We start from the raw sequence: 26155 nt of genomic DNA, 5'->3' as shown, positions 1-26155 counted from the left end.
CGCAGCGAAGCCATCCTAGACGGCGGTCATCCTGATGTAAAATATCTTAACTTCGCATGTTCGATACTTAATAAATATGGAGTCCTCTTGGAGCTCAGGCATTTGCGCTATTTCATCGCCGTCGCAGAGGAAGAGCATTTCACGCGCGCGGCCGAACGCCTGCAGATCCAGCAGCCGCCGCTGAGCCAGCAAATTCGCGCGCTGGAGGAAGAATTGGGATTTCCGTTGTTCCGGCGCCACCCGAAAGGCGCGGCGCTGACGCCCGGCGGCGTCGCCTTCCTGCAGGAGGCGCGCGCCATCCTGTCCAGCGTCAGCGAAGGTTCGGCGCGGGCGGCGCGGGCGGCCAGCGGCGCCGAAGGCCATCTGTCGGTGGGCTTCACCAGCTCGGCGGCGGCGCATGCGATGATTCCGCGCCTGATGCGCGCCTACCGCGCCGCCTGGCCGGCGGTGCGGCTGGACTGCCGCGAAGGCAACGCCGCCGAGCTGACCGAGGCGCTGACCGCCGGCACGCTGAACGTGGCTTTTTTACGCCAGCCGGTCAGCCGGCCGGACGGCATCGTTTTTCACACGCTGCTGGAAGAGGAAATGCTGCTGGTGCTGCCCACCGGCCATGCCGCGCTCAGCGGCCATGGCGGACGCGGCATGCCGCGCATCGCCTTGTCGGCATTGCGGGACGAACAGTTCGTGCTGGTGCGGCGCGGCGGTGCGCCGGGCATGTATGCGGATCTGGTGGCGGCCTGCGTGCGGGCCGGCTTCACGCCGAAGATCGCGGTCGAGGTGGACCGCATGCTGACCAATATCAGCTTGGTGGCGGCGGGGACCGGCGTGTCGGCGGTGCCGGCATCGATGCGCGGCTTCCACGAAGGCAGCGTGGTCTACTGCAGGATCGCCGACGGCGGCCTGGCAGCGCCGCTGACGCTGGCCTGCCGCGCCGCCGACCCGCCGCCGACCTTGGTCAATTTCCTGGCCGAGGCCGAGCGGTTGGCGGAGGTGCGGCTGAAGTACGACTGACTAAGCCCGGTGCAGGTTGATGGCGTTGCGGGTTTCCTCAGCAACGCGGCGGGCGGCTGCGGCAAAGTCCTCGCTGCTGCCCTGCGGCGCCGCGTACAGGATCGCGCGCGACGAGTTGATCATCATGCCGGTGCCGGCGGACGTCTTGCCCGACTTGACCGTGGCGGCGATGTCGCCACCCTGCGCGCCGATGCCGGGCACCAGCAGCGGCATGTCGCCGACGATGGCCCGCACCTGCGCCAGTTCTTCCGGGAAGGTGGCACCGACCACCAGCGCGCACTGGCCGTTGCCGTTCCATTTTTCCGCCACCAGGCGCGCCACGTGCTGGTACAGCGGCTTGCCGTCGACGTTGAGGAACTGCAGGTCCGAGCCGCCGGGGTTCGAGGTGCGGCACAGGATGATGACGCCGCGGTCGCTCCACTCCATGTACGGCTCCACCGAGTCCGAGCCCATGTAAGGATTGACGGTGACGGCATCGGCGCCGTAGCGGTCGTAGGCTTCGCGCGCATACTGGCGCGCGGTGGCGCCGATGTCGCCGCGCTTGGCGTCCATGATCAGCGGGATGTGCGGGTAGTTGTCGCGCACGTAGTGGCAGATTTTTTCCAGCTGGTCTTCCGCGCCCAGCGCCGCGAAGTAGGCGATCTGCGGCTTGAACGAACAGGCCAGGTCGGCCGTCGCGTCGATGATTTCGCGGCAGAAGTGATAGATGCCTTGCGCATCGTTCTGGAATTGCGCCGGCAGCCTGGCCATGTCCGGATCCAGGCCCACGCACAGCAGGGAGTCGTTGGCCGTCCATGCGGCGGATAATTTGTTGATGAAAGTCACGACGCACCCTTCTATTTTGTTGCAAACCCTCTATTGTACCGCGCCGGCATCGGGCGGTTCGCATCGGGCTGTTAAAATTTGCCCTCTCTCCATAGAAAGCGTATTCCATGAAATTATCCCAAAAAGTCGCGATCGTGACCGGCGCCACCCAGGGCATAGGCCTGGCCTGCGCCCAGCGCCTGGTGGCCGAGGGCGCCAAGGTCATGCTGGTCGACATCAAGCCGGAGGGCGCATCCGCCGCCGCCACGTTGGGCGAGCAAGCGCGCTTTTTCGCCGCCGATGTGAGCCAGAAGGCCGACGTCGACGCGCTGGTGGCCGCCACCATCGCCGAATTCGGCCGCATTGACATCCTGATCAATAACGCCGGCGTCACCCACGCCGCCGATTTCCTCGACCTCACCGAGGACGATTTCGACCGCGTGCTGCGCATCAACCTGAAGTCCATGTTCTTGTGCGGCCAGGCCGTGGCGCGGCAGATGGTCAAGCAGCAGAGCGGCTGCATCATCAATATGTCCAGCGTCAACGCCGAGCTGGCGATCCCGAACCAGGTGCCGTACGTGGTGTCGAAGGGCGCGATCAACCAGCTGACCAAGGTCATGTCGCTGAATCTGGTGTCGCACGGCATCCGCGTCAACGGCATCGGCCCCGGCACGATTCTGACCGAACTGGCCAAGCAGGCGGTGATGGCCAGCCCGGAAGCGCGCCACACCATCCTGTCGCGCACGCCGATGGGCCGCTGCGGCGAACCGGAGGAAGTGGCGTCGATCGCCGCCTTCCTGGCCAGCGACGACGCCAGCTACATGACCGGCCAAACACTTTATGTGGACGGCGGACGCCTCGCCTTGAACTACACGGTGCCGGTTAAATAGAGGCTTGCGGGGCAGTTATGCGCATTGCTGATGTCTGGTATCTGAAACGACAATTAGACACATATCTATCGCGACGGCATAATTACACCTGTCTCCACTATTCTCCTCCAAGAAAATAGTTTTAAGCCCGCTTTCACCAGCGGGCTTTTTTTTGCGCGATTTTTTGTCCACTGCCTGTCCGCTGTCATAACCGCGTCATATTCGTTCCATATACTGATTACATCTTGAGTACATGCAACCGATAGGCATGACTGAAGAAAGGTGCACCGGGGTCCCGGTGCACCACTCCCGCTTTCTTCCGCTGCATGGTATTGTCTGGTTCATGATCAAGCAATTCATCCTGACGAATTCCCACGCACGACTACGCTACTGGACCGCGATCGTCCTGTACCTGATGATACTGGTGCTGGGCTCCCTGCCCGGCGCCCGCCAGGACATCGCCCAGGTCGCTCCTGGCCTGATCCTGCATTCGGTCGCCTACGCCGGCCTGACCTTCCTGCTGTTCACCGGCGGCACCGGCAGCCTGGCGCAACGGGCCGGCAAGGCGGTACTGACCATCGCCCTGATGGGGGCGCTCGACGAATACGTGCAGAGTTTCTTCCCGTACCGCCATGGCGCCGTGTCCGACTGGCTGGTCGATTGCAACGCCGCCGTGCTGATGGCCGCCTTTATGTGGGCCCTGTGGACCCGCTTCCGCATCCAGCCGTCGCGCTGATATCGCCTGTGCAGTTCGCGGACGCACACAAGGCCAGCTCGACATCCAAACGCATCTGCTGCAACTGCTCGGCCTTGGCCACACGTACCAATTCATGCAATGAATGCGCCAACAAGTGCCGGCTGCGGGGCGTGCCGCAGGTTGCATTAATTAACTCTTCGATAATAGTATCTGTCACGTGTGTCAACATATCGATGTCCTATAAAGTGATACCCGACAATTATTGCTTGCGACTAGCAACTTTCAATTGATGTACATCAATTGGCCGTCCGTAGAGCGGGAACAAAACGGCGGCGCCGCCCTCTGACTCAAATGGGGAGCCATTTTGATTAATCGACCGGGGGAGGAACTATGAAGATGAATATGACCCAAAAAGCCATCGCCGCACTGTGCATGCTGGCCGTGGCCGGCTGTGCGGCGGATCGCAGTAGCAGCAGTAGCGACAGCGGCATGTCCAGCAGCAGTTATCCATCCAGCAGCGGCAGCACCGGCAGCATGGCCAACACCACCGGCTCCGGCGCCACCGGCACCTCCGGCAGCAGCCCGAGCACGGCCGGCAGCGGCACCGCGTCCACCGGCAGCAGCTATGGCAGCGGCGCGCAGTCCGGCACCAGCACCTCCAGCTCGGCGCAAACCTCGTACGGCGTGGTGCAGGCCATCGACCAGATGCAGCGTCAGGATGTGGGCGTCGGTGCCGTGGGCGCGGCGGCGGCGGGCGGCAGCGCCGGCTTGCCAACCGACAAGGTCTACCGCGTCACCGTGCGCATGGACGATGGCACCAGCCAGATGGTGGTGGTCGACTCCATGCCGTCGTACAAGATCGGCGACCGCGTCCGCTACAACAACGGCATGCTGAGCAGCTATCAGTAGAGCTGTTCGACCTGGTAGCCGCGCCGCTTCAGCAGTTGCGGCAGGCCGTCGTCGCCCACCAGGTGCAGCAGGCCGACGCCGACAAACGCGACCTGGTCCTGCTGCATGATGCGCTCGATATTGCTGGCCATCTCGGGATTGCGCTTGCCTAGCAGCACGCGGTTCATGAAGCCGGCCGAGATCGAGTCGCCGCTGGTGGCGGACTGCCACGCCGCGTGGATGCCCGGGGCGTCCGCGGCGCTCCAGGCGTCGATCAGGGCGGTGGATTTCTTCAGCGAGGCGCCGTCGGCCAGGTCGGCCAGGTTTTCGAGCAGGTACTGCTCCTGCTGACGTTCGTCCAGCGTGTCGAACAGGCTCAGCTGGTAATCGGCGCTTTCCAGCTGGCGAACGGTTTTATCCTGCTTTTGCGCCGCCGCCAGCAAGGCATACTCCACCGCCTGGCTGCGCTGGTAGCCATGGACTTCCATCTCCGCGCCGATCAGCAGGTTGGCGATCAACCATGGCTTGTATTGCTGAACCGATTGCAGCGACAGCCCGGCTTGAGCCAGTGCCTGCACCGTCAGCCGCAGCGTGGCCGGGCTCAGATGATTTTGCACCGTATCGCCGTCGGCGTAGCGGCCATGGCGGGCCAGCGCCAGCTGGAATGGCGCGGCCTCGCGGATGTCGAGTTCGATCACCAGCGCCTTGGAATCGAGCAAGGCGCGCGTCACCACCGGGTCCAGCGGGTCAACGCCATCCCTGCCGACATGAATGGTCCCAAACAGATAGCTGGTCTTGCCGTCGTGCGTGACCCGGTACAGCTGGCCGCGATGCGCGGCCGGCGCCATCTCGGTCAGGCCGGCGCCGAACGCCGCCTGGCATACACCAATCAACACGCTAAATAAAATGGCAATTTTCGACGGCATGAGTTTTCCCCGCGAGGGCACGGAATGCCATCGAGATAATATTTACATTGAATAAGGGATTGGTAACGCGGCTTGGGTTACTGTTTCCAATAGTAAATCAGGAAAACGCCAAAGAAAATATCTTTTTAAAGGCCGATGAAAATATCGGCAAAAGCAACACATTTAAATATCAGGCCGCCAATAAAATAACTATTAAAAGATCAAGTTATTAGCGCTTTAATACTTTAACTGATGTCATACCCACATTCTTGCCATGGGTTTCATTGATAAATGTCGTACCGGCCCGACATACCGCCCATGATCCCATTTTCCATACTCGACCTTTCCCCGATCGCCGAAGGCAGCAATCCTTCCGCATCGTTCCGCAACACGCTGGACCTGGCGCAGCACGGCGAACGCTGGGGCTACCAGCGCTACTGGCTGGCCGAGCACCACGGCATGCCCGGCATCGCCAGCGCCGCCACCGCCGTCGTCATGGCGCACGTGGCCGGCGGCACCTCGACCATCCGCGTCGGCGCCGGCGGCATCATGCTGCCGAATCACTCGCCGCTGGTGATCGCCGAACAGTTCGGCACGCTGGAAGCGCTGCATCCGGGCCGCATCGACCTCGGCCTGGGCCGCGCGCCCGGCTCGGACCAGACCACCGCCCGCGCCTTGCGCCGCACGCTGGAAACCGACGCCGACGCCTTCCCGCAGGACGTGCTGGAACTACAAGATTACATGTCCGACACGCCGCGCCAGCGCGTGCTGGCCGTGCCCGGCAAAGGCGCCAAGGTGCCGCTGTGGATACTGGGATCGAGCACCTTCGGCGCGCAGCTGGCTGCGCACCTGGGCCTGCCGTTCGCCTTCGCCTCGCACTTCGCGCCGCAGATGATGATGCAGGCGGTGTCGCTGTACCGCAGCAACTTCAAGCCGTCGGCACAGCTGGACAAGCCGTATGTGATGTTGGGCTTCAACGTCTTCGCGGCCGACACGGACGAGGAAGCCCACTTCCGCGCGACGTCGATGCAGCAAGCCTTCGTCAACCTGCGCACCGGCAAGCCGTCGCAGTTGCCGCCGCCCAAGGCCGGCTATCTGCAATCGCTGGGGCCGCAGGAGCGGGCCATGCTGGACACGGTGCTGTCCTGCGCCGCCATCGGCGCGCCGGAGACGGTCGGCCGCCAGCTGCGCGAATTCATCGAGCGCACCGGCGCCGACGAGCTGATGATCACCTCGCAGATCTTCGACCATGCGCAGCGGCTGCGCTCCTACGAAATCACCGCCGAAGTGCGGCAGTCGTAAGAAAATACCTGCGCTCAGCAGCAATTTGTTATCGCCGGTAAAATTACGGCCTGCAAATTGAAGGAGCGCCCAGTGAGCCAGTCCCACGCCCAGCAAGACATCTCCTCCGGCATGGTCTGGCTGTTCGCCACCGCGACCGGCCTGATCGTCGCCAATCTGTACTATGCGCAAACGCTGATCGGCCCGATCAGCCGGGCCACCGGCCTCGACCCCGGCGCGGCCGGCCTGATCGTCACGCTGACGCAAATCGGCTACTGCCTCGGACTGCTGTTCATCGTGCCGCTGGGCGACCTGCTGGAAAACCGCCGCCTGATCTTCATCGCCCTGCTGACCACCGCGGTGGCCCTGCTGGCGGCCTCGTTCACCAGCAGCGCCGCCCTGTTCCTGCTGGCCGCCTTCTGCATCGGCCTGGGCTCGGTGGCGGCGCAGATCGTGGTGCCGTTTGCCGCCCACATGTCGCGGCCCGAAAAGCGCGGCCAGACGGTGGGCAAGGTGATGAGCGGCCTGCTGATGGGCATCATGCTGGCGCGTCCGGTGGCTAGCCTGGTGGCCGATGCGCTGAGCTGGCATGCGATCTTCGTCATCTCCGCGCTCACCACCACCGCCTTGGCGTTCTTGCTGCGCGCCAGGCTGCCGCAGCGCCAGCCGGATTCCGGCCTGCACTACTTCGCGCTGCTGGGTTCGATGTGGCAGCTGCTCAAGACCACGCCGATACTGCGCCGCCGCGCCGCCTACCAGGCCTGCATGTTCGGCGCCTTCAGCCTGTTCTGGACCTGCGTCTCGCTGGAGCTGACCGGCCCCTACTTCCACCTGAGCCAATCGGGCGTGGCGATCTTCGCGCTGGTGGGCGTGGCGGGCGCGATTGCCTCGCCGATCGCCGGCCGCCGCGCCGACCAGGGCAAGAGCCGCTCGACGACGGCCGCCGCGCTGACCTTGGGCGCCATCGCCTTCGCGCTGCCGCTGCTGATCCATTCGACGCGCCTGGTCGACCTGGGGGTGCTGGTGCTGACCTCGATCATATTGGACATGGGCGTCTCCGCCAATCTGGTGACGGGCCAGCGGGCGATCTTCGCCTTGCCGCCGGAAATCCGCAGCCGGCTGAACGGCCTGTACATGGCGCTGTTCTTCATGGGCGGCGCGCTGGGATCATCGCTGGGCGGCTGGATGTTCGCCGCCCACGGCTGGACCGGCGTGCTGTGGACCGGCCTCGCCTTCCCATTGACCGCCCTGTGCATCTTCGCCACCGAATAATCCGTAATCCGGGGTCAGATCTGACAATTGGACACGGGCTCTACCGTAGCAGCAGCTACGGTAGAGCCCGTGTCCAATTGTCAGATCTGACCCCGGATCCAGACTCCGGATTTAATGCGACCAGAGGCGGACCTGGCCTTGCAGCGAGATGTTGCCGTTGATGTTGAAGCTGCCCAGGTTGCCGGTGACCGGCGCGTTCGGGTCGGTCTGCACGCTCAGCGATTCGAAGCCGAAGTTGGTGTAGCGTACATATCCCGGCAGGCCGATGGCGATGTAGTCGCCGCCGCCGTCGCTGCGGTTCTGCACGCCCAAGGTGACGGCAAACATGTCCACCATGCCGCGCACATTCTTGAACACGATGTAGCGGTTCTGCCCGTCGCCGTTGAAGCCCAGCGACAAGCGGCTGTCGGCCACCGCCCCCACCAGCGTCGGATCGTTCAGCGAAATGTGCGCGGCAAAGCTGATGCCGTCCTGCCCGCTCACCTGCGACAGTTCCTTGTCGTCGAGCGCCTGCAGCGTGCCGCCCCGCGCCACGCCCGCCGCCAGCATCAACAGTAAATAGAGTGCGCGCGCCATCAGTGCTTGAACTTGATATCGAGGTACTGGATCTGGATCGAGCCTATGCGCGACGATCCCAGGTCCACCGCCGGCTGCCCCGGGCTGACGAAGGAAATATTGTCGACCGCGATCCCGCCCGCCGGCGCCACGCCGCTGCCGTAGCGCGGGTCCGGCCAGTCGATGCCGATGTGCAGCCGCGGCCCCGTCTCGTCGGTCAGCGCGTTGATCACCGCCGGCTGCGAGGCCACGTTCGCCAGCATCCACGGCGTGTTGTTGAACACGCCGTTGCCGTCGACGCCGCCGATGCGCACGCCGCTGAGCACCATCGCCTCGGTCGCATCCGTGCGTCCGCGCGGCTGGAACGACAGCTGGCCGATATCCATCCGCAGCGCCGCGCCGAAGGCGATGCCATCGTTCACCTGCGGCGTCGAGAACTGCAGGCCGCCGCCGTAGAACACCATGTCCTTGACCACCACGCTGCCCTGCTCGCGCGTGACGCCGTCCGCGCCCACGCCCCAGTCGTAAGCCATCTGCCAGCGCTGGTCGGCACTGGTGTTGAGCGGGAAGGCGATGTTGATGACGTCGGCCAGCCCCGGCGCGCCGGACACGATGTCGAGTTTGTAGGGGTCGGAAAACGGCAGCGGATTGTCGCTGCGCGAGGCGCTGAATTTTTCCGCGTACAGGCTGGTGCCGGTCGGCGTGGTGTAGGTGACGCGCGCATCGCCGCTCATGGCGAAACCGCTCAAGTCGAAACTGACGCCGTCGCGCCCGCGCACCGACGACAGCGCCGCGTCGTTCAGCGGCTCCATCGCCAGCGCCGGCAAGGCCGCCAGCAACGAAGACAACAGCAACGCGCGCGCCGCGCCCATCACTTCACCTTGGGCAGGTTGGGCGGAACGATGCCGGTGGTATTCAAGGCCTGCAGCTTGTCGCGCCAGTTCAGCCAGACGCCGGCCTGCGCCGGATCCGACACCGGCGCCCCGGCCGCCGTCGGGAATTGCACGCCGTTCTTCAGCACCGACACCCAGAAGTCGCGGCTCGGGCCGCTGGCGTCGCCCGCCGTCACGCCGCCCAGCTGCGCGAACGACAGGCACGGCGCCGTGCACGAGCCGTCCCAGCGCTTTCCGCCCAGCGCATCGGTATGCGAGTCGAGCAACACGCCCGTGCCGTCGGCCGCCAGCCCGCTCACCTTCATCGAGCCGGACAGGGTGTTGATCTTCATGCCGACGTCGCCGCTGATGGCGTCGAAGCCGAAGCGCATGCCGATCACTTCACGCGCCGCGCCGTCGCCGGCGTTGCGGTACACAAATTCAAAATAGGGATTGCTGATATGCACCAGGCGCTGCGCCTCGGTGCCGTCGCTGCGGCCGAACTGCAGCAGGCCGATGTCGATGTCGGCGCCGCCGCCGTTGCGCAGCGAGTAGTTGTATTCGCCCAGCCGCATGTTGCGCAGGTTGGCGCTCAGCGTGATGTCGGCGTCCAGCGCGATCTTGCTGAAGTCGTAGCCGCCCAGACTGCTATTGGTGAGCGCGACCAGGCCCTGGCCACGCGTGTTGGACAGTTCCTCTTCGCTCAGCGGCTGCATTTGCGCCGACGCCGGTTGCGTGCCGCAGGCCAAAGCCGCGCACAGCGCCAGCGCACGCCAGGTGGTGGGGGTTCTCATGATGGCGGGAGCGGCAGCCGCGCACGCGGCCGCCGCAGCTCAGCTGATTAGTGAGCGAAGATCCACACGGTGGTGCCGCGCATGTCGATCTGGTTCATCGCTACCGAGCCGAACGACGCTGCGTTGTTGCCCATCTTGATCGCGTCGACCGACACGTTCAGGTAGTGGCCGTCCGCAACCACGGAGGCTGGGATCGCGATCTGCACGACGTCGCCGCCGGTCGCCGGGCTGTAGAAGGTGCCTGGGTTGGTCACGCCGGCGGCGCCGGCAGCGGCCAGGAAGGAGTTCTTCGACAGGATATCGATGTTGGCGGCGATCAGGCCGTTGACCTTGATGCCGTTGAACGATACCGAACCGCCACCCAGGCCGTTGGCGTCGAGCGCGTCGGTGTCGGTGTAGGTGAACGAGTTGATCTTGATGTTCAGGTTGGCCGCGATCGACACGCCATCCTGGCCGCTGACGGTGCTCAGTTCAGCGTCTTGGATTGGGGTCATGGCCGATGCCGAGAAGGCCAGGGTTGCCAGGGCTGCTGCTACTGCGGTCTTGATGAATTGCATGTGTCGTCTCCGTGATGGTTTTGGTGTGGTTTTTTTTATACTGCGGGACCATCTTATGGCCCCGCAGCTGCTATCGTCCATGACTCGTCAGGCCAAGCTACAGGCCTTGCGAGCCGCCGGCATTAGTGTGCGAAGATCCACACGGTGGTGCCGCGCATGTCGATCTGGTTCATCGCGACCGAACCGAACGACGCTGCGTTGTTGCCCATCTTGATCGCGTCGACCGACACGTTCAGGTAGTGGCCGTCCGCAACCACCGAGGCTGGAATCGCGATCTGCACGACGTCGCCGCCGGTCGCCGGGCTGTAGAAGGTGCCTGGGTTGGTCACACCGGCGGCGCCGGCGGCGGCCAGGAAGGAGTTCTTCGACAGGATGTCGATGTTGGCGGCGATCAGGCCGTTGACCTTGATGCCGTTGAACGATACCGAACCGCCACCCAGGCCGTTGGCGTCCAGTGCGTCGGTGTCGGTGTAGACGAAGGAATCGATCTTGATGTTCAGGTTTGCTGCGATCGATACGCCGTCCTGGCCGCTGACGGTGCTCAGTTCAGCATCCTGGATCGGGGTCATGGCCGATGCCGAGAAAGCCAGGGTTGCCAGGGCTGCTGCGATTGCGGTTTTAACGATTTGCATGGTGGTATCTCCGAGTTAAAGTTGGAATTTTTTGTCTGGGCTCACGACCGTCAGGCTGATCCTAGGCTCCGGGTAGGAGCCGCGGCGCGCACTGTCCGGTGCCGTGAAAATCTTAATATTTGACTATTAATTAAGTTAATCATATGAGTCGCCCCCGACACGGGTCCATCTTTTCACGCTGACTTGGAAAGCCAACGTCTTGGCCTTGAGAGCCATACAGAGTGGGGGCTGTGCCACGCAAGTGTTGTCTGCGATAGCATAAGTTCAGTCCAAAATTTCTAGAGTCACATTTCTAAAAAACTTAATGCCTGACACAGGCAAAACATGCGTTAATAAGTTACAAAAATACAAAGACGAGTTGTCGCCCTAATAAAGCACGGTCGTTCTAATCTAGAATATTGGAGACAGCATGAAACCAGCATTGGGGCGCCCGACGCCTCTGGGCGGAGCTTATTCGCGAGCTTTGCCGGCACCCTCGCTTCATCATTTTTTACGCGCGCGCTTGAGTACGCCGTCGCGCGTGCGCAGCTGCCTGAGCTCGGCAGGCTGACGCCATGCTGATGCTGTTGCTGGGCGTAGTCGCCGCCCTGATAGGCGGCGCCGGTGTCATGTCCCGACACGAACCGCAGGACCGTCCGAAGAGCCAGTTCGAGATGCCGCAAGCCATGCTGGGCGGCGGCGCCTACGTGCAATCGGTGAGCCTGGAACCGTTTTCCGAACTCAAGTACAAGCACATCGTGCGCCAGGCGTTCGACTACAGCTGCGGCTCGGCCGCGCTGGTCACCATCCTCAACTATCACCTCGGCGTGATGGTCAACGAACAGCAAGCCATGGAAGGCATGCTGGACAAGGGCGAGAAGGAAAAGATCATCGAGCGGCGCGGCTTTTCGCTGCTCGACATGAAGCGCTACGTCGGTTCGCTGGGCCTGTCCGGCGCCGGCTTCAAGGCCGAGATCAAGGACCTGAAGACGCTGGAGGAACCGGCCATCGTGCCGATCGACTACGCCGGCTCCAAGCACTTCGTGGTGCTGCGCGGCATCCGCGACGGCGTGGTCTACATCGCCGATCCGTCGGCCGGCAACATCGTGTTCTCGGTCGAGGAGTTCGCGCGCTGGTGGGACAAGAACACGCTGTTCATCATCTCGCCGGCCAAGGGCCAGCGGCCGGTGGCGCAGCTGGCGCTGACCGACCAGGAACTGGGCGTGACCGACATGGACCGCGTGACCGGCAAAGGCCAGCAGACCGGCATCAGCAACTCGGCCCAGCTGTTGCTGCGCGCCGTCAATTCGGGCGCCGCCGGCACCTGGATGCACCGCAATTAATTCCGCAGCGCCCACACTTTCTCGAGGATGACGATATGATTTTCCGTACCATGCCTGTTGCTGCAGCCATCGCAACCATCATGATGGCGCTGCCGGCCACGGCGCAACAGACCAGCACCGGCAACGCCGCCGCCACCGCGCCGGCCAGCGCCGACGCCGCGCGCGACGCGCTGGCCAAGAAGGAAGGCGAAGGCGACCAGAGCGCGCTGCTGAAGCAGACGCTGACCGCCGTCGACAAGCAATACTCGCTGATACGCCGCAACCAGCTGTCCGTCACCTACGACCTGAGCTACGCCTACGTCGGCGAGGAGCGCATCGTCACCGACCTGGCCAACGGCAGCACCACGCTGTTCAACATCGAGAACACCAGCTCGCACACGGTCACCAACACCTTCTCGGCCGACTACGGCCTGCTCGACAACCTGACCGGCAACGTCACCTTGCCGCTGATCTCGCGCTACTCGGACAACAACCTGTCGAACGGCATCTCCAACTCGCTGGGCGACCTCAGCCTGGGTGCCCGCTGGCAGCCGTTCGAGGCGCGCCGCGACACGCCCAACCTGACCGTCACCACCAATGCCCGCCTGCCGACCGGCCGCAGCCCGTTCAAGATCATCGCCGGCAGCGGCGAGGCCACCGGCAGCGGCGTCGGCGCCTTCTCGGCCGGCCTCAACGTCAACAAGATCGTCGACCCGGTCGCGCTGTTCGGCTCGCTCAACTTCACCGCCAGCCTGCCGGCCAAGCATCTGTACCAGGTCAACGGCACCCGCATCCTGACCCGCGTCCAGCCCGGCAACTCGGTCGGCTTCGGCATGGGCTTCGCGTATGCGCTGTCGTACGGCATTTCCACCACGATCTCCTTCCAGGAGGCGATCTCGGCCGGCTCGAAGCTGCGCTTTGCCGACGGCCTGGAAGCCAAGACCCATATGCAGACGTCGAGCATCCTCAACATGGGCCTGGGCTACCGCGTATCGCCCAAGACCACCGTCAACGTCTCGGTCGGCATCGGCCTGACGCCGGACTCGCCGCAGTTCACCATCGGCATGAACCTGCCGCTGAATTTCTGATATGGCCATGCACAGCAACGTCCTCATGCGGAGGCGCGCCACGGCCATGGCTGCAGCGGTTGCCGGCGCGTGTGCCGCGCTGTGTCCGCTTTCCGTCCATGCCGCGCTGACCGAAAACCTGACCACCAGTGTGGTCGCCATGTCGCTCGGCAACGCCGTGACCGCCGATCCGCCCGGCATCGCCTCGATCCACTTCAACCCGGCCGGCCTGGCGCGGCTGAGCGGCGACGGCGAGAGCATCCACAACTTCGTCGCCTCGATCCGCACCTCGGCCGCCTTCACGCCCGGACCGAACTTCGACATCGGCGGCTGGACCGAGGATCCGATCTCCAACACCCGCACCGGCCCGGTGCGCCAGGTGATGTACGTGCCCGGCTACGGCATGCCCGGCTGGCGCCTGCCGGCGGTGGCCGTGCCCGGCATCGGCATGTACTGGAACAAGGCCGGCTCGCCGTGGACCTTCGCCACCGACAGCTATATGTCGCAGGCGATGAGCCTGGACCGCACCACCGATCCCAACGATCCCGGCCAGTACCAGGGCCGGCAGGAACAGATCCAGCGGCTGGTCTACCTGTCGCCGTCGATCGGCTACAAGTATTCGGACACCCTGCGCTTCGGCGTCTCGGTGCCGATCGCCCACGCCGCCTTCGTGGTCGACACCAATATGCGCTTCCCCAATGAGCTGCTGGGTGTGTTCGGCCAATTGCAAAAAGGCTGGTGCCCGGAAAACGGCGGCAACATCATCGACGTGTTCGGCTTCGGCGTGTGCGGCGGCGGCAAGGACGGCATGGTCAGCCCGTTCAAGAAGGCCGCCAACATGCGGCTGGAACTGACGGCGCCGGTCGACCCGACCATCAACCTCGGCGTGCTGTGGGAACCGGCGCCGTGGCTGGGGCTGGGCGCGGTCTACCAGGGCGGCTCGAAGACGCACTACACCGGCACCTATGTGTTCGACACCGAGCCGATGCTGCGCAACTTCGTCAAGGGCCTGAACGCCTCGCTGCTGGGACCGATCGCCGGCGCCGTGCTGGGCTTCCCCAACTCGATTCCGGCCACGCAGCGGGGCAATATGAGCGCGATCATCCCCTTCCCCTCCCACGTGCAGCTCGGCATCAAGCTGCGGCCGGTGCATTTCGCCCAGCTGAACGTCGACGCCAGCTACGCCCGCTGGAGCGACTGGGACGCGCTGCGCTTCCAGTTCGACCAGAGCATCAAGCTGCTGGAAGTGGCACGGCTGTACGGCATCCCGGATTCGACCCGGCTGGTGATCCCGCGCGGCTACAAGAGCGTGGTCAACTTCGCCTACGGCCTGCAGCTGTATCCAATGGAGCGGCTGGCGCTGCGCTTCGGCTTCGAGCCGCGCAAGTCCTCGGTGCCGGCCGACAAGATCGACCTGCTGGCGCCGCTGCCCAACACCAAGCTGCTGAGCGCCGGCCTGAGCTTCAAGCTCAACAAGAACACCGAGATCAGCGTGACCGGCTCCTACATGACGGGCAAATTCAACACGCCGGCCAACACCGACTGCAATATGAACTGCAGCAATTTCCTGAACATCATCTACAACCCGTATGCCGGCCAGAACGTCCAGGGCGACATCCATGTGCGCTATTTCGGTTTTGAGATCAACAAGCGTTTCTGATTTTTTGAGGAGCAAAAACATGACATCGACGAATACTCTGTACAAACGCGGTTTGCTGCTGCTGGCCCTGGGCGCGGCCTGCGCCGGCGCCCAGGCGGCGACGGCGCCGGTATCGCCGGCCAAGCAGGCGCTGGTCGACCAGGTCCTCAAGCTGTGGAACCCGGACTACATCGGCCAATCGATGCTGCAAGTGCCGGTGGGCGACGCGGTGCAGCAGGCGCGCGCCATGCTGCAGGGCCGCGCCGCGCCGGAGAAGCGCGACGCCGCGATGAACGACATCGTCGGCGAAGCCAAGCAGTTCATGGCCGAGGCCACGCCGATCACCAAGGGCAGCGCCGACAAGCTGATCCCGACCACCATCGCCCCGCTGCTGGCCGAGCGCTACACCGAGGACGAGCTGAAGCAGCTGATCGCCATCCTCGAATCGCCGGTCAAGAAAAAATTCGAGGCCATGCTGCCGGAAATGCAAAAGACCCTGGGTGAAGGCGTGGCCGCCGACACCCGCTCGGTCATCGATCCCAAACTGCAAGGCCTGAAAGAAAAAATCGGCCTGCGCCTGCGCACCGCGGTCACGCCATGACTTACTCCTCCGCCCTGCATCTGGTGCGCGGCGTCAAATCGCGCCTGACCCATTCCGGCGTGGAAGCGGAAGCGCTGTTCGCGCAAGCCGGACTGGACGAAGGAGACGGCCTCGCCTGCGACGCGCTGACCCTGTCCGACAAACTGAGCCACCTGTGGGAGCTGGTGGTGGAAAAATCGGGCGATCCGCTGATCGGCCTGAAGATCTCGTCGCCGCACCGGCTCGGCTGGCTGGGCGTGATGGGCCACATCATGCTGGTGTCGCCGACGGTGCAAAGTTCGATCGAGCGCTGCCACGGCCACACCCGCGTCGGCCTGTTGCTGCCGGGCGCGCGGCGCGACGTGCCGCAGCAGCGCTACGACTTCGTCTGGTGCGTGCTGCTGCGTTCGCTGCGCTGCGCCGCCGGCCGCGACGACATCGCGCCGGTGGTGGTCGAATACACCTTTCCCGAGCCGGCCAACGCCCACGTGTACCGCGAAACCTTCGGTTGCCCGGTCAAGTTCTCGATGCCGCACAACGTCATGGAGTTTTCCGACACCGACCTGGTGATGGCGCTGCCGGCCAACCCGCCGCTGATGCCGGGCAGCGGCGAACGCGTGCTGGCCTCGCTGGCGCGCGCCGAACCGCCGACCTTCAGCGCCAAGGTGCAGGGCCTGCTGGCGAGCCTGCTGCCGAAAGGCCCGCCGCACCGCGACGACGTCGCCGCCCAGCTGATGATGAGCGAGCGCACCTTGCAGCGGCGGCTGGCCGAGGAAGGCACCAGCTTCACCAACCTGGTCGACGACACCCGGCGCGAGCTGGCGCGGCAGTCGCTCAGTTGCGGCGAGCTGTCGCTGAAGATGCTCAGTTTCCAGCTGGGCTTCTCCGAGCCGAGCGCCTTCTACCGCGCCTGCAAGCGCTGGTTCGGCATGGCCCCGTCGGACATCCAGCATCTGGCGCACCAGCCGGGACCGGAGCCGGAATCGATGAACGCCACCACGCCGCGCAAGTCGGCATAAACAACAACGAGGGAGATGGCGATGGGATGGTTATCGAATAATCAAAGCAAGTCGATGCTGGGTCAGCTGCTGGTCAAGCAGAAGCTGATTACCGAAGAACAGCTGGCCAGCGCGATCGAGCTGCAGCGCGCCACCGGCCAGCGGCTGGGCGACATTTTCGCCGAGCTGAACCTGATCTCGCAGCAGCACATCGAACAGGCGCTGCGCAAACAGCGCCGCCTGCGGATGGCGGCGGCAATCGCCACCTCGCTGCTGGCGCCGATGGAGACCTACGCGGCGCAGGCGCTGCCGTCGCTGGCGATCGGCACGCCCATCATCCTCAGCAAGGACCAGCGGGGCTTGCAGATCAGCGAGCGCTCCGGCCTGCAGGCGCTCAGCGAAGAAGAACTGGGCGAGACCTCGGCGCAAGGCCTCAGCGACGAGCTGGTGACCGCCGTCAAGCAGGCCAGGAACAACGGGCTGGAAGTGGTCGGCGACATGGCCAAGCTGGTCAATCCGATCCTGGGTTTCCTGGAGGCGGACACCAGCATGAAGAACGTCGTCTACGACCCGAGCAAGGCCTCGGCGACGATCAACAAGGACGGCTCGCTGACGCTGAGCATGCCGTCGTCGATCGGCGAGATCAACTTCAACAACATCCGCGTGAAGGGCACGGAAGGCGCCAGCTTCGGCAGCATCTCGATCAAGGGCATAGACCTGACCGGCACCACCATCACGATGGCCTTCCACCATTAAAAAAATCCGGGGTCAGATCCGACATTTGGACACTAGCTCTGCCGTAATAGCCATTACGGCAGAGCTAGTGTCCAAATGTCGGATCTGACCCTAATGCCGTTAAGTTAAGGATTTCCTGAGCCTCCGTTCAGGATAGCGTTGCGGTTTTGCTTTGGTGACCCGATCGAATTTCCGGTCGGGTCGATAGACATTGAGTTCGAGGATCATCCTCTCGCGCATCCGTTTGATCGTTCCTGGTAGATTGCCCAAGGCCCGTTCGGAGGCCGCATGTAGCATCTCGAGCTGAAATATGCCGAGGGCGAAGACAAAGCTAACGTCATTGGGAGCGCATTTTGCCTGGTCGGCCGTGCGCGCCATTTCTAGTCGCACGAGGTTATAGGCGATAAGAATGCCCCAGATTTCCTGCCTGGTTGCTGCGACACTTTGGCTGCGCAGGCATAGGGCCATCCCCATCATGGTTTGCTTGATCTCGCGGTAGCTCGTTTCGATCTGCCAGCGCTCGCTATAACAGTCGCGGACGGTTTTGGCGGAGAAGCGCCGGCGATCCGTCAATGAGGTCAGCAAATAGCACAGTTTGCCCGTCGGATCTTTCGTTGCAATGGCACGCGCTTGCCACTGCTCGGGCATGGAGGGGACGCGCTTGCGTACTTGTGGGGAAACGCGCATTTCGACGATGCCATCCTCACTGTCGCCGCTCACAAGACGCCATTGCGTATTAGCCTTGGCCGGCACGAGGAAGTGCCGCTCCTGGCCTTGCATACGAAGTTTATGCAACAGCTCGGCGGCTAGAAAACCTTTATCGAAGACCGTCAGCGAATGGTCGGGTATATCGTCTAGCAACGGCAAGGCAAAGCTCATCTCGCCTTTGCTATAGGGGCCAAAATCGGCGGCCAAGACCAACTGGGTGCGCAGCGCAGCCAATGTCACCATGCGGGCATGGGGGTAACTGGCCAAAGCTCCCTTGGCGAAGTGTGGCGAATCGAAATGTGCCCGGTTTTCCGCGCTATCGGCTAATTTCAGGGTCGTCCCATCCATGGCGAGCAGTTGGAGGCCGTGGAAGTCGGAACGATGGGCGTCTTGCATCTGCCAATGGCGCGCGGACGTTGAGAATAGCCACGCCAACGGTTCTTCGCCCAGCCGCTGACGTGCTTGCGTTACAGCGCTATCAGTGACGCAAGTGTCCTTCAGATCCGGTAGCGCCAGTTCCAATTCACCCAGCACTTGTCGCACTGAGTGATGTCGGTAGATCGCTAGCGCGATGACCAACCAGACTACCTGCTCCGCCGGCAGACGCCGCTGCCGAATACTCGCCTTGCCGGTGTAGCTCAATGCTCCCATGATCCATTCGACGGGCAACTGCTCCCCAAGCCGGCCCCAGTCCGGAGCTGGCAAGTCACACGTGGTCAAAGGGAGAACGTCGGAAAGCATGGCGCGAAGGTTAACAGCCTTCGCGCATGTTTACAACAACTAACTGGGGCCGGCCTAGTTCCTTAACTTAACGGCATTAGGGTCAGATTGAGGAACCCCGGGTTTCATGGACACTCTAACAGAGGTCAGCATGCCTCGGGAGGATAGCCATGGAGAACGAAACAGCCAGACTGCGCACAGTGTTCTCGGATGAGTTTAAGCGGCAGGCGGTCGTTAGGTTGCGGCAACGAGAGCAAACTGCGACCGACCTGGCACTGGAACTAGGTATTCGCCGTAACCTGCTCTACAAATGGGCCAGGAAATTTGATCAGCTGGTTCCGGATGAGAAATTCCGAATCCCGGGGCGTCCACGCTTGGACGAGGAGGATGAAGTGACGCAACTGCGGCGCCGGTTGGCTAAGGCCGAGGAAGAACTGGACATCCTAAAAAAGTTCGATGCGTACTTAACTCGCCTAGCGAAGTGAAGTACGCCTATATCGACCGCTACCGCCGCGAGTTTGCCGTCAAGTCATTGTGCCGGGCGCTAGACATCAGTCGTAGCCGTTATTACGCCTACAAGGCGGCGCCACAGAGCTTGCATAGCTTGGAAGATATGGCCTTGCGGCAGGAGATTGTTCGCGTGCACACGGAACACCGCTGGATTCCGGGTTCAGTCAAGACCTGGCGCCTGCTTAATGGGCAAGGCGTTCGTTGCGGCAAACACCGCATTGCCCGGTTGCGTAAGCTCGACGGGGTGAAATCCAACCGCAGCCGTCGTGCTCACTCCAAACAAGCCAAGGACCGCTCGCAGCCACCGGCCCCCAATCTGGTGCAGCGTCGCTTTCAGGTTGGGCTGCCGAACCAGGTCTGGGTTGGTGACATGACGATGATACGCACCAAAGAGGGATTCCTGCATCTGGCGGTAGTCTTAGATCTGTTTGCGCGTCGGGTAGTGGGCTGGTCGATGCATGATGCCCCGGTCGTCGCGTTGCCGACCGCAGCACTTCAGATGGCTATTGATCAAAGAAAACCTGCACCGGGCCTCATCTTCCACAGTGACCAAGGCAGCGCCTATGGATCGCACGACTATCGAGAGTTGATGGGGCGACATGGCTTGCAGGCCAGCATGAGCCGCAAAGGAAACTGTCACGACAATGCCGTGGCCGAGAGTTTCTTTTCAAGCTTGAAGAATGAACTGATACACGACCGGATCTTTCCGACTCGCGCTGAGGCGGCAGCGGTCGTCAACGACTACATTGCGGTGTACTACAATCAAATGCGTCTGCACCAAACCTTAAGGTACCAGACACCGGTAAAAGTCGAGGCACAATTCTGTGTGCCTATTTAACTGTCCGGGAAATCCGGGATACCTCAGATCCGACATTTGGACACGAACCCTGCCGTAGCAGCCGCTACGGCAGGGTTCGTGTCCAAATGTCGGATCTGACCCCGGAGTTGGTTTACTTCAAGTTGCGCGGCTTGGCGAAGGCGTCGCCGGCTTTCCATTCGGGCAGCTTGGCGCCGTCGGCGATCAGGCGGCCCAGGTTGAGCGTGTATTGCGCCGTCTGCACCATGCCCGACAGATCCCAGGCGGCATCGTACTCGTCGCTGACCTGGTGGTAGCGCTTGTCGTACGCGTCGGCCTTGGCTTTCGAACCGGCCGGATCCTTGATGTACTCGCGGCCCGATTCGATCGAGAACGCCGGCACGCCATTCTTGGCGAAGTTGAAGTGATCGCTGCGGAAGTAACCGCCCGCCAGGTCCGGTTCCGCCTCGGCGATGTGCATGCCCATTGCCTTGGCGGCCGTCTCGGCCAGCTTGCCCAACTCGGTGCGCTCGCTGCCCTGGGTGCCGATGTCGCGCGTGGCGCCGACGAAGTTCAGGCTGTCCAGGTTCAGGTTGGCGGCGGTCTTGGCCAGCGGCCACAGCGGCGAGGCGGAGTACGCGGCGCTGCCCAGCAGACCCTGCTCTTCAGCGGCCACCCACAGGAACATCTGGCTGCGTTTGGCCGGCGCGCGCACGGCTTCCTGCGCCATCGCCAGCAGGGCGGCCGAACCGGAGGCGTTGTCGACCGCGCCGTTGAAGATCGTGTCTCCACTATCCCCCTGCTTGCCCAGGTGATCCCAGTGCGCGCTGTAGATCACTACCTCATCCTTCAGCTTTGCATCCGTACCCGGCACCACGGCGGCGATGTTGAACTGCTCGACCTTGCGCACAGCCGCCTTCATCTCGCCACTCAGCCTGGCGGCCAGCGGCACCGGCTTGAAGTCCTTGCTTTCGGCGGCGGCGCGCAGCGCGCCCAGGTCCTGGCCCGCGGCCTTGAACAGCGCGCGTGCGGTATCGTCGGTCATCCAGCCCTGCAGCTCGGTGCCCAGCGTGCCCGCCGCCAGCTGGAAGCGCTCCACGCCCGACCAGCTGTTCTGGATCACGCTCCAGCCGTACGACGCGCTCGGCGTGGTGTGGATCAGCAGCACGCCGGCGGCGCCCTGGCGCTTGGCTTCCTCGAACTTGTAGGTCCAGCGGCCGTAGTAGGTCAGCCCCTTGCCGTTGAAGCGCTTCGGCTGCTCGGCGGTGGGCTGCGGGTCGTTGACCATCATGACCAGGATCTTGCCCTTGAGGTCCATGCCCTTGTAATCGTTCCACTGCTCGTCCGGCGCGGTGATGCCGTAGCCGACGAACACCAGATCCGCGTTGAAGCTGTGCGCGGCGGTCGCATCGCCGGGCGCGAACACCCAGTCCTTGCCAAAGCTGATCGGCAGCGCCTGGCCGCCCGCTTCCAGTTTCAGCGTGCTCTCGGCCGGCTGCGTCTTGACGCCGGCGATCTGCACCGACTGGCGATAACTGTCGCCATTGCCCGGCTTCAAGCCCAGCGCCAGCGCTTGCGTTTCCAGATAGGCAACGGTCAGGTCGGCGCCGCGCTGGCCGGTGCCACGGCCTTCCAGCACGTCGCTGGAAAGGAAGGCAAGGTGCGCGCGCAACGGCGCTTCCTGCACGGTGGCGGCGTTTTTCGCGGCGTGGACAGGGAATGCCAGCGCCAGGCTTATGGCCAAGGCGGAGGCAACAAAGGATGGAGTCATTTTTTGCATGATTTCCTGGATAGGTAAGGGATAGGCGCGGTCCGTTAAATTGCCGCGCGCACATTGTATGCGATCGCCGCGCTAAAATGGCGGCATGACAGACCGCTCCCCCTACATCGGCCGCTTCGCGCCCTCGCCCACCGGCCCCCTGCACATCGGCTCGCTGGTGGCGGCCATGGCCAGCTACCTGGACGCCAAGGTGCACCACGGCCAGTGGCTGGTGCGCATCGAAGACGTCGACGGCGACCGCAACGTGCCCGGCGCCGACGAGCACATCCTGGCCTCGCTGCGGCGCTGCGGCATGCAGTGGGATGGCGACGTCACCTGGCAAAGCCGCCGCACCGATTTGTACCAACAGGCTTTGCTGCAACTGGGCGACCTGGTTTATCCCTGCGGCTGCTCGCGCAAGGAAATCGCCGATTCGCAACTGAGCCTGAGCGGACGCCAGGCACAAGCGCTGATCTATCCCGGCACCTGCCGCCACGGCCTGGCCCAGGGCAAGAGCGCCCGCGCGCTGCGCCTGAAGGTGCCGCGGCAACCGCACTGCGTCGTCAGCTTCGACGACCGCTGGGCCGGTCATGTCAGCCAGGACCTGACCGACGATGTCGGCGACTTCGTCATCAAGCGGGCCGACGGTTTCTGGGCCTATCAGCTGGCGGTGGTGGTGGACGACGGCGCGCAAGGCATCACCGACATCGTGCGCGGCGCCGACCTGCTCGATTCCACCCCGCGCCAGCTGTACCTGCAGCAAGTGCTTGGCCTGCCGCGGCCGACCTATCTGCACGTGCCGGTGGTGGTCAACGAGTCCGGCGAAAAACTGTCCAAGCAGACCGGCGCGCAAGCCTTCGACAACGGCGCCGCGCCGCAACAGCTGTTGCAGGACGCCATGCTGCCGGCTGCGCGTTTCCTCGGCATGGACATCCGCGCCGGCAACATCGAGGAATTCTGGCGCGCCGCCACGCCCGCATGGGAACAGGTTTTGCGCCAAAGATAAGGTGCGCTGCGCGCGTCCTACTTCATCTACACTGAAACGATGGAAGTCGAACTCAAACTTCTGCTGTCCCCGGCAGACAACGACAAACTGCTCAAGCATCCGCTGGTGGCCGCCCACGCGCGCGCGCAGCCGCGCACCCAGCAACTGTCGGCCCGCTATTTCGATACGCCGGACCTGCACCTGATGCGCCACGGCGCCGGCCTGCGCGTGCGCAAGGCCGACGGTTCGTGGACGCAAACCATGAAGGCCGGCGGCAGCGTGCAAAGCGGCCTGCACCGTCGCAATGAATGGGAAGGCCCGGTGGACCGGCCGTGGCCGCGCCTGGGCAAGCTGCGCAAGCTGATCGGCGAAGACGGACAATGGCAGGCGCTGCTGGATTCCGCCGACCTGAAACAGCGGCTGGAACCGCTGTTCGTCGTGACGGTGGAACGCCGCGTGTGGGACCTGGACGTCGACGGCAGCCATATCGAAATGGTGCTCGACCACGGCCGCATCGAGCGCCACGGCCATCAGGTGCCGGTCAACGAGATCGAACTGGAACTCAAGGAGGGCGATCCCGCCAGCCTGTTCTCGTTCGCGCTGCAGCTGCAGGAGCAAATTCCTGTGCGCGTCAGCAACACCAACAAGGCGGAGCGGGGCTACACGCTGTGCCGGCAGACCGGCACCGTGCCCTATCGCGCCAAGCCCGTGCAGCTGGACGCCGGCGCCACCGTCTCCGACGCGCTGCAGGCCGTGCTGGGCAACTGCCTGCAACACATCCAGCGCAACGAGAACGCCGTCATCGAGGGCGACGACGCCGAGACGCTGCACCAGATGCGGGTCGGCGTGCGCCGCCTGCGCTCGGCGCTGAAGCTGTTCGACGCGGTTGCGGCGTGCCCGCCTGGGCTGCTGGAGGACATCAGCTGGCTGGGCACGCAGCTGGGTGCGGCACGCGACTGGGATGTGCTGCTGACCTCCACGCTGGGCCAGGTGCAGGCGACGCCGGGGGGCAAAGGCGGCCTGCTGGACCTGCAGGCGCTGGCGCTCGACGCCGCGCGCACGGCGCGCCAGCGCGCGGCGCAGGCGCTGCTGTCGGCACGCTACTCGCGCCTGCTGTTGGCGCTGGGCTTGTGGATGCAGCAACTGACCTCCGAGCCCGGCCTGCAAGCACCCGCCGACGATTTCGCGCAATGGACGATCCAGCGCCTGCACCAGAAATTGCTGAAGCGGGCCAAGCGGATGGACGACAGCGACGCCACGACCATCCACCGCACGCGCATCGCGGCCAAGCGCGCCCGCTACGCAATGGAATTCTTCCACACGCTGTATCGCGGCAAGGCGGTGCGCGACTATCTGAAAACCCTGTCGGCGCTGCAGGATGAACTGGGGCAGCACAATGACCTGGTCGTGGCCGACCGCATGCTGCAGGAATTGGCGGAGGCGCAGAACGGGGCGGCCGCCGGCGTCGATTTCGCGCGCGGCTACTTGCGGGCGATACATGCCCAGCGCGGTGTCGACCCTGCTGAAATACGCAGGCAGCTGCACGCGCTGCGGCAACCTCGCGCCATCTGAACGGAAGCCTTTATTTGACCGGTTGCTGCAAGGCCGGCACCAGCTTCGACGCCACCGTCCACGTCAGCTTGCCGGGGCAGCGCGCGTGCTGCACGGCGGACAGCGCGTCGTCCGCTTCAGTGTCGGCCTGCGCATACTCCTTGCTGGCCGTCACCTTGAAATGCAACACCGGATCGGCCGAGCTGGCGGTTTTCGACAGCGTCCGCAGCAGGCCGCGCGCGGCGAGAATCTTGCCGCAGCGTTCAATGCCCACGCCGTCGTCCGATTCGATCTCGATGCTGAACACCCAGCGCTCCGCGTAACCGCGCACCGCCAGGGCCGGCGTCGGACGCATCAGGTCCGAGGGCAAGGTGACGGCGCCGGCAAGCACGGCGACGCCGGACAGCAGCAGCCCGGCAAGAATTCGGCGATACATCGGCACTCCTCGTTATCCGCTAAAACCCTATGTTATCAGGATAGGGTACAAGGTAGCCACCAGCGCCAGCGCCATCACCACATTAAAGATCCGCACCGAGCGCGCGTCCTGCAGCACGCGGCGCATCGCCACGCCGAACATCGCCCAAGAACCGACGCAGAAGATGCCGATCACGCCGAACACGCCGGCCAGCAGCGCCACGTCGCCCACCTTGAAGCCGGGCGGCAGATAGGTGGTCAGCGCGCTGACCGCCATCACCCAGCCCTTGGGATTGACCCACTGGAAGGCCGCCGCGCCAAGAAAGCTCATCGGCTTGGAGATGGCGGCCTGCTCGGCGCTCATCGGCGCCGCATGGGCCAGCTTCCATGCCAGCCACAGCAGATACACCGCGCCGGCGTATTTGAGCATCACCTGCAGCATCGGCGCCTGTTCGAACACCGCGTGCAGCCCCATGCCGGTGGCGAAGATCATGAAGGTGAAGCCGCAGGATATGCCGAACAGGTGCGGCAGCGAGCGGGCAAAGCCGTAGTTCAGACCGGACGCCAATATCATCGCGTTGTTCGGTCCGGGCGTGATGGAACTGATGGCGGCAAAGGTGCACAGCGGAAACAGCAGATCGAGCGACATAAGAAATATCCGGTGATGGGCATGAATATTCATTGTAGTGAAAGCGCACGATACTGCACCAGTACACTTTTACAAACAGTTGTTAGTGGTGTACTGGTCGTTTCGCCGATACGAGCGTGCAATAGCGTTCAAGACAGGCGCGGTGCCACATGACATGATCAGCTTTTACCCCAACTGGAGCAAGCATGGAAACAGCAATCGCAACCCCGCGCTGCGTGGTGATAGTGAACAGCGACCTGGCCGCGGGTCGCGCCGCAAACGCGGCCGCCGTACTGGCCTTGACGATGGGCCAACGCCACCCGTGGCTGGTCGGCGGCGCGCTGATCGACGCCTCCGGCTTCCCGCATCCGGGCTTGATACCCATAGGAATAGCGGTGCTGGCCGCCGGCACCGGCGAGCTGGCGGCGATACGCGGCAAAGGCATCGCCGCCGGCTGCGACGTGGTCGATTTCCCCACGCAAGGCCAGCAGACGACCGACTATGCGGCGTTTCAAACCGCGGTGCTGGCGGTGCCGACGGACGATCTGTCGTATGTGGGTGTCGCGCTGCTGGGCGAGAAAAAAGCTGTCGGCAAGATCGTCGCCAACCTGGGCCTGCTGAAATAGC

The 26155-nt window shown here is 63.8% G+C and carries 28 protein-coding genes; 17 read left to right on the top strand and 11 right to left on the bottom strand.

Annotated features, from left to right (window positions below):
* The first annotated feature begins 87 nt into the window (after positions 1-87).
* Complete coding sequence (locus ACSQ3S_RS08545; protein WP_176654928.1) at positions 88-1011, top strand: LysR family transcriptional regulator; 924 nt, start codon at positions 88-90, stop codon at positions 1009-1011.
* Here ACSQ3S_RS08545 and pyrF read toward each other — a convergent pair whose 3' ends face one another.
* Positions 1012-1836, bottom strand: coding sequence for an orotidine-5'-phosphate decarboxylase (gene pyrF / locus ACSQ3S_RS08540; protein WP_176654927.1), 825 nt, complete (start codon positions 1834-1836; stop codon positions 1012-1014). It abuts the gene before it with no gap.
* Positions 1837-1943: 107 nt separating this feature from the next.
* Between pyrF and ACSQ3S_RS08535 the strand changes: the two genes are divergently transcribed.
* From ACSQ3S_RS08535 to ACSQ3S_RS08525, 3 genes are all read left to right on the top strand, one after another.
* Positions 1944-2705, top strand: a complete 762-nt coding sequence (locus ACSQ3S_RS08535) for an SDR family NAD(P)-dependent oxidoreductase (protein WP_176654926.1) — start codon at positions 1944-1946, stop codon at positions 2703-2705.
* A 322-nt stretch (positions 2706-3027) separates the two neighbouring features.
* On the top strand, positions 3028-3420 hold the full coding sequence (locus ACSQ3S_RS08530; RefSeq protein WP_436142114.1) for a VanZ family protein: 393 nt from the start codon (positions 3028-3030) through the stop codon (positions 3418-3420).
* A 357-nt stretch (positions 3421-3777) separates the two neighbouring features.
* The gene (locus tag ACSQ3S_RS08525) at positions 3778-4290 is read left to right on the top strand and encodes a hypothetical protein (protein ID WP_436142113.1); all 513 of its coding nucleotides are present in this window, start codon (positions 3778-3780) and stop codon (positions 4288-4290) included.
* Here ACSQ3S_RS08525 and ACSQ3S_RS08520 read toward each other — a convergent pair.
* Positions 4284-5195 carry a TraB/GumN family protein gene (locus tag ACSQ3S_RS08520; RefSeq protein ID WP_176654923.1) on the bottom strand — a complete coding sequence of 304 codons (912 nt, stop codon included), beginning with the start codon at positions 5193-5195 and terminating at the stop codon, positions 4284-4286. The genes ACSQ3S_RS08525 and ACSQ3S_RS08520 overlap by 7 nt on opposite strands.
* A 297-nt stretch (positions 5196-5492) precedes the next feature.
* Between ACSQ3S_RS08520 and ACSQ3S_RS08515 the strand changes: the two genes are divergently transcribed.
* Positions 5493-6476, top strand: coding sequence for an LLM class flavin-dependent oxidoreductase (locus tag ACSQ3S_RS08515; RefSeq protein ID WP_176654922.1), 984 nt, complete (start codon positions 5493-5495; stop codon positions 6474-6476).
* 111 nt (positions 6477-6587) lie between these two features.
* Positions 6588-7727 (top strand): MFS transporter, encoded by a 1140-nt coding sequence (locus ACSQ3S_RS08510; RefSeq protein ID WP_176655220.1) that lies wholly within the window; start codon positions 6588-6590, stop codon positions 7725-7727.
* 111 nt (positions 7728-7838) lie between these two features.
* Here ACSQ3S_RS08510 and ACSQ3S_RS08505 read toward each other — a convergent pair whose 3' ends face one another.
* From ACSQ3S_RS08505 to ACSQ3S_RS08485, 5 genes are all read right to left on the bottom strand, one after another.
* Positions 7839-8303 carry a hypothetical protein gene (locus ACSQ3S_RS08505; RefSeq protein WP_436142112.1) on the bottom strand — a complete coding sequence of 155 codons (465 nt, stop codon included), beginning with the start codon at positions 8301-8303 and terminating at the stop codon, positions 7839-7841.
* On the bottom strand, positions 8303-9154 hold the full coding sequence (locus ACSQ3S_RS08500) for a hypothetical protein (protein ID WP_436142111.1): 852 nt from the start codon (positions 9152-9154) through the stop codon (positions 8303-8305). Before ACSQ3S_RS08500 ends, ACSQ3S_RS08505 begins: the two co-directional genes overlap by 1 nt.
* A complete protein-coding gene (locus tag ACSQ3S_RS08495; RefSeq protein ID WP_176654919.1) occupies positions 9154-9948 on the bottom strand; it encodes a hypothetical protein in 795 nt (264 codons plus the stop codon). The genes ACSQ3S_RS08500 and ACSQ3S_RS08495 overlap by 1 nt, the downstream gene beginning before the upstream one ends.
* A gap of 47 nt (positions 9949-9995) precedes the next feature.
* Positions 9996-10505 (bottom strand): DUF6160 family protein, encoded by a 510-nt coding sequence (locus tag ACSQ3S_RS08490; protein ID WP_176654918.1) that lies wholly within the window; start codon positions 10503-10505, stop codon positions 9996-9998.
* 122 nt (positions 10506-10627) lie between these two features.
* Positions 10628-11137, bottom strand: coding sequence for a DUF6160 family protein (locus tag ACSQ3S_RS08485; RefSeq protein ID WP_176654917.1), 510 nt, complete (start codon positions 11135-11137; stop codon positions 10628-10630).
* A gap of 554 nt (positions 11138-11691) precedes the next feature.
* Here ACSQ3S_RS08485 and ACSQ3S_RS08480 point away from each other — a divergent pair.
* Genes ACSQ3S_RS08480 through ACSQ3S_RS08455 form a run of 6 tightly spaced genes read left to right on the top strand, consistent with a single transcriptional unit; the run spans position 11692 to position 17478 of the window.
* Positions 11692-12459, top strand: coding sequence for a C39 family peptidase (locus tag ACSQ3S_RS08480; RefSeq protein WP_176654916.1), 768 nt, complete (start codon positions 11692-11694; stop codon positions 12457-12459).
* A gap of 35 nt (positions 12460-12494) precedes the next feature.
* Positions 12495-13526, top strand: coding sequence for a transporter (locus tag ACSQ3S_RS08475; RefSeq protein ID WP_176654915.1), 1032 nt, complete (start codon positions 12495-12497; stop codon positions 13524-13526).
* Between the two features lie 46 nt (positions 13527-13572).
* A complete protein-coding gene (locus ACSQ3S_RS08470) occupies positions 13573-15165 on the top strand; it encodes an OmpP1/FadL family transporter (protein WP_436142110.1) in 1593 nt (530 codons plus the stop codon).
* Positions 15166-15184: 19 nt separating this feature from the next.
* Positions 15185-15745: a DUF2059 domain-containing protein gene (locus ACSQ3S_RS08465; RefSeq protein WP_436142109.1), complete on the top strand. Its 561-nt coding sequence runs from the start codon at positions 15185-15187 to the stop codon at positions 15743-15745.
* Positions 15742-16743: an AraC family transcriptional regulator gene (locus ACSQ3S_RS08460; protein WP_176654912.1), complete on the top strand. Its 1002-nt coding sequence runs from the start codon at positions 15742-15744 to the stop codon at positions 16741-16743. Before ACSQ3S_RS08465 ends, ACSQ3S_RS08460 begins: the two co-directional genes overlap by 4 nt.
* 21 nt (positions 16744-16764) lie before the next feature.
* On the top strand, positions 16765-17478 hold the full coding sequence (locus ACSQ3S_RS08455; RefSeq protein ID WP_176654911.1) for a hypothetical protein: 714 nt from the start codon (positions 16765-16767) through the stop codon (positions 17476-17478).
* A 99-nt stretch (positions 17479-17577) separates the two neighbouring features.
* On the opposite strand, the gene ACSQ3S_RS08450 is transcribed toward ACSQ3S_RS08455, so the two are convergent.
* On the bottom strand, positions 17578-18906 hold the full coding sequence (locus ACSQ3S_RS08450) for an IS4 family transposase (RefSeq protein ID WP_176656081.1): 1329 nt from the start codon (positions 18904-18906) through the stop codon (positions 17578-17580).
* 149 nt (positions 18907-19055) lie between these two features.
* On the opposite strand from ACSQ3S_RS08450, the gene ACSQ3S_RS08445 reads away from it, so the two are divergent.
* Together ACSQ3S_RS08445 and ACSQ3S_RS08440 are read left to right on the top strand one after the other, a co-directional pair.
* Positions 19056-19370 (top strand): transposase, encoded by a 315-nt coding sequence (locus tag ACSQ3S_RS08445; protein WP_353403268.1) that lies wholly within the window; start codon positions 19056-19058, stop codon positions 19368-19370.
* Positions 19367-20233 (top strand): IS3 family transposase, encoded by an 867-nt coding sequence (locus ACSQ3S_RS08440; protein WP_413449690.1) that lies wholly within the window; start codon positions 19367-19369, stop codon positions 20231-20233. The genes ACSQ3S_RS08445 and ACSQ3S_RS08440 overlap by 4 nt, the downstream gene beginning before the upstream one ends.
* Positions 20234-20345: 112 nt before the next feature.
* Here ACSQ3S_RS08440 and ACSQ3S_RS08435 read toward each other — a convergent pair whose 3' ends face one another.
* Positions 20346-21971, bottom strand: coding sequence for a M28 family peptidase (locus ACSQ3S_RS08435; RefSeq protein ID WP_436142108.1), 1626 nt, complete (start codon positions 21969-21971; stop codon positions 20346-20348).
* Positions 21972-22056: 85 nt separating this feature from the next.
* Between ACSQ3S_RS08435 and gluQRS the strand changes: the two genes are divergently transcribed.
* Positions 22057-22956 (top strand): tRNA glutamyl-Q(34) synthetase GluQRS, encoded by a 900-nt coding sequence (gene gluQRS / locus ACSQ3S_RS08430; RefSeq protein ID WP_436142107.1) that lies wholly within the window; start codon positions 22057-22059, stop codon positions 22954-22956.
* A gap of 39 nt (positions 22957-22995) precedes the next feature.
* A complete protein-coding gene (locus ACSQ3S_RS08425) occupies positions 22996-24507 on the top strand; it encodes a CHAD domain-containing protein (protein ID WP_436142106.1) in 1512 nt (503 codons plus the stop codon).
* A gap of 10 nt (positions 24508-24517) precedes the next feature.
* Here the strand turns inward: ACSQ3S_RS08425 and ACSQ3S_RS08420 are convergent, their stop codons facing one another.
* Positions 24518-24922 carry a hypothetical protein gene (locus tag ACSQ3S_RS08420; RefSeq protein ID WP_436142105.1) on the bottom strand — a complete coding sequence of 135 codons (405 nt, stop codon included), beginning with the start codon at positions 24920-24922 and terminating at the stop codon, positions 24518-24520.
* A gap of 27 nt (positions 24923-24949) precedes the next feature.
* On the bottom strand, positions 24950-25549 hold the full coding sequence (locus ACSQ3S_RS08415) for a LysE family translocator (RefSeq protein ID WP_436142104.1): 600 nt from the start codon (positions 25547-25549) through the stop codon (positions 24950-24952).
* Positions 25550-25734: 185 nt separating this feature from the next.
* On the opposite strand from ACSQ3S_RS08415, the gene ACSQ3S_RS08410 reads away from it, so the two are divergent.
* Positions 25735-26154 carry a DUF2000 domain-containing protein gene (locus tag ACSQ3S_RS08410; protein ID WP_436142103.1) on the top strand — a complete coding sequence of 140 codons (420 nt, stop codon included), beginning with the start codon at positions 25735-25737 and terminating at the stop codon, positions 26152-26154.
* Position 26155 lies beyond the last annotated feature (1 nt).

The organism is Duganella sp. LjRoot269, from assembly GCF_964254095.1.
GTDB classification, from domain to species: Bacteria; Pseudomonadota; Gammaproteobacteria; order Burkholderiales; family Burkholderiaceae_D; genus Rugamonas; species Rugamonas hordei.
Note: the sequence above shows the minus strand (reverse complement) of the source record. Positions and strands in the feature narration are given on the sequence as shown.

Bases quoted from the DNA above. Each gene is read 5' to 3' on its own strand.
- ACSQ3S_RS08490 (WP_176654918.1), bottom strand. From the start codon at position 10,505: ATGCAATTCATCAAGACCGCAGTAGCAGCAGCCCTGGCAACCCTGGCC.
- ACSQ3S_RS08510 (WP_176655220.1), top strand. From the start codon at position 6,588: ATGGTCTGGCTGTTCGCCACCGCGACCGGCCTGATCGTCGCCAATCTG.
- ACSQ3S_RS08500 (WP_436142111.1), bottom strand. From the start codon at position 9,154: ATGGGCGCGGCGCGCGCGTTGCTGTTGTCTTCGTTGCTGGCGGCCTTG.
- ACSQ3S_RS08515 (WP_176654922.1), top strand. From the start codon at position 5,493: ATGATCCCATTTTCCATACTCGACCTTTCCCCGATCGCCGAAGGCAGC.
- ACSQ3S_RS08460 (WP_176654912.1), top strand. From the start codon at position 15,742: ATGACTTACTCCTCCGCCCTGCATCTGGTGCGCGGCGTCAAATCGCGC.
- ACSQ3S_RS08420 (WP_436142105.1), bottom strand. From the start codon at position 24,922: ATGTATCGCCGAATTCTTGCCGGGCTGCTGCTGTCCGGCGTCGCCGTG.
- ACSQ3S_RS08465 (WP_436142109.1), top strand. From the start codon at position 15,185: ATGACATCGACGAATACTCTGTACAAACGCGGTTTGCTGCTGCTGGCC.
- ACSQ3S_RS08495 (WP_176654919.1), bottom strand. From the start codon at position 9,948: ATGAGAACCCCCACCACCTGGCGTGCGCTGGCGCTGTGCGCGGCTTTG.
- ACSQ3S_RS08450 (WP_176656081.1), bottom strand. From the start codon at position 18,906: ATGCTTTCCGACGTTCTCCCTTTGACCACGTGTGACTTGCCAGCTCCG.
- ACSQ3S_RS08530 (WP_436142114.1), top strand. From the start codon at position 3,028: ATGATCAAGCAATTCATCCTGACGAATTCCCACGCACGACTACGCTAC.
- ACSQ3S_RS08485 (WP_176654917.1), bottom strand. From the start codon at position 11,137: ATGCAAATCGTTAAAACCGCAATCGCAGCAGCCCTGGCAACCCTGGCT.
- ACSQ3S_RS08445 (WP_353403268.1), top strand. From the start codon at position 19,056: ATGGAGAACGAAACAGCCAGACTGCGCACAGTGTTCTCGGATGAGTTT.
- ACSQ3S_RS08505 (WP_436142112.1), bottom strand. From the start codon at position 8,303: ATGGCGCGCGCACTCTATTTACTGTTGATGCTGGCGGCGGGCGTGGCG.
- ACSQ3S_RS08455 (WP_176654911.1), top strand. From the start codon at position 16,765: ATGGGATGGTTATCGAATAATCAAAGCAAGTCGATGCTGGGTCAGCTG.
- gluQRS (WP_436142107.1), top strand. From the start codon at position 22,057: ATGACAGACCGCTCCCCCTACATCGGCCGCTTCGCGCCCTCGCCCACC.
- ACSQ3S_RS08525 (WP_436142113.1), top strand. From the start codon at position 3,778: ATGAATATGACCCAAAAAGCCATCGCCGCACTGTGCATGCTGGCCGTG.
- ACSQ3S_RS08410 (WP_436142103.1), top strand. From the start codon at position 25,735: ATGGAAACAGCAATCGCAACCCCGCGCTGCGTGGTGATAGTGAACAGC.
- ACSQ3S_RS08480 (WP_176654916.1), top strand. From the start codon at position 11,692: ATGCTGATGCTGTTGCTGGGCGTAGTCGCCGCCCTGATAGGCGGCGCC.
- ACSQ3S_RS08470 (WP_436142110.1), top strand. From the start codon at position 13,573: ATGGCTGCAGCGGTTGCCGGCGCGTGTGCCGCGCTGTGTCCGCTTTCC.
- ACSQ3S_RS08425 (WP_436142106.1), top strand. From the start codon at position 22,996: ATGGAAGTCGAACTCAAACTTCTGCTGTCCCCGGCAGACAACGACAAA.
- ACSQ3S_RS08520 (WP_176654923.1), bottom strand. From the start codon at position 5,195: ATGCCGTCGAAAATTGCCATTTTATTTAGCGTGTTGATTGGTGTATGC.
- ACSQ3S_RS08535 (WP_176654926.1), top strand. From the start codon at position 1,944: ATGAAATTATCCCAAAAAGTCGCGATCGTGACCGGCGCCACCCAGGGC.
- ACSQ3S_RS08415 (WP_436142104.1), bottom strand. From the start codon at position 25,549: ATGTCGCTCGATCTGCTGTTTCCGCTGTGCACCTTTGCCGCCATCAGT.
- ACSQ3S_RS08475 (WP_176654915.1), top strand. From the start codon at position 12,495: ATGATTTTCCGTACCATGCCTGTTGCTGCAGCCATCGCAACCATCATG.
- ACSQ3S_RS08435 (WP_436142108.1), bottom strand. From the start codon at position 21,971: ATGCAAAAAATGACTCCATCCTTTGTTGCCTCCGCCTTGGCCATAAGC.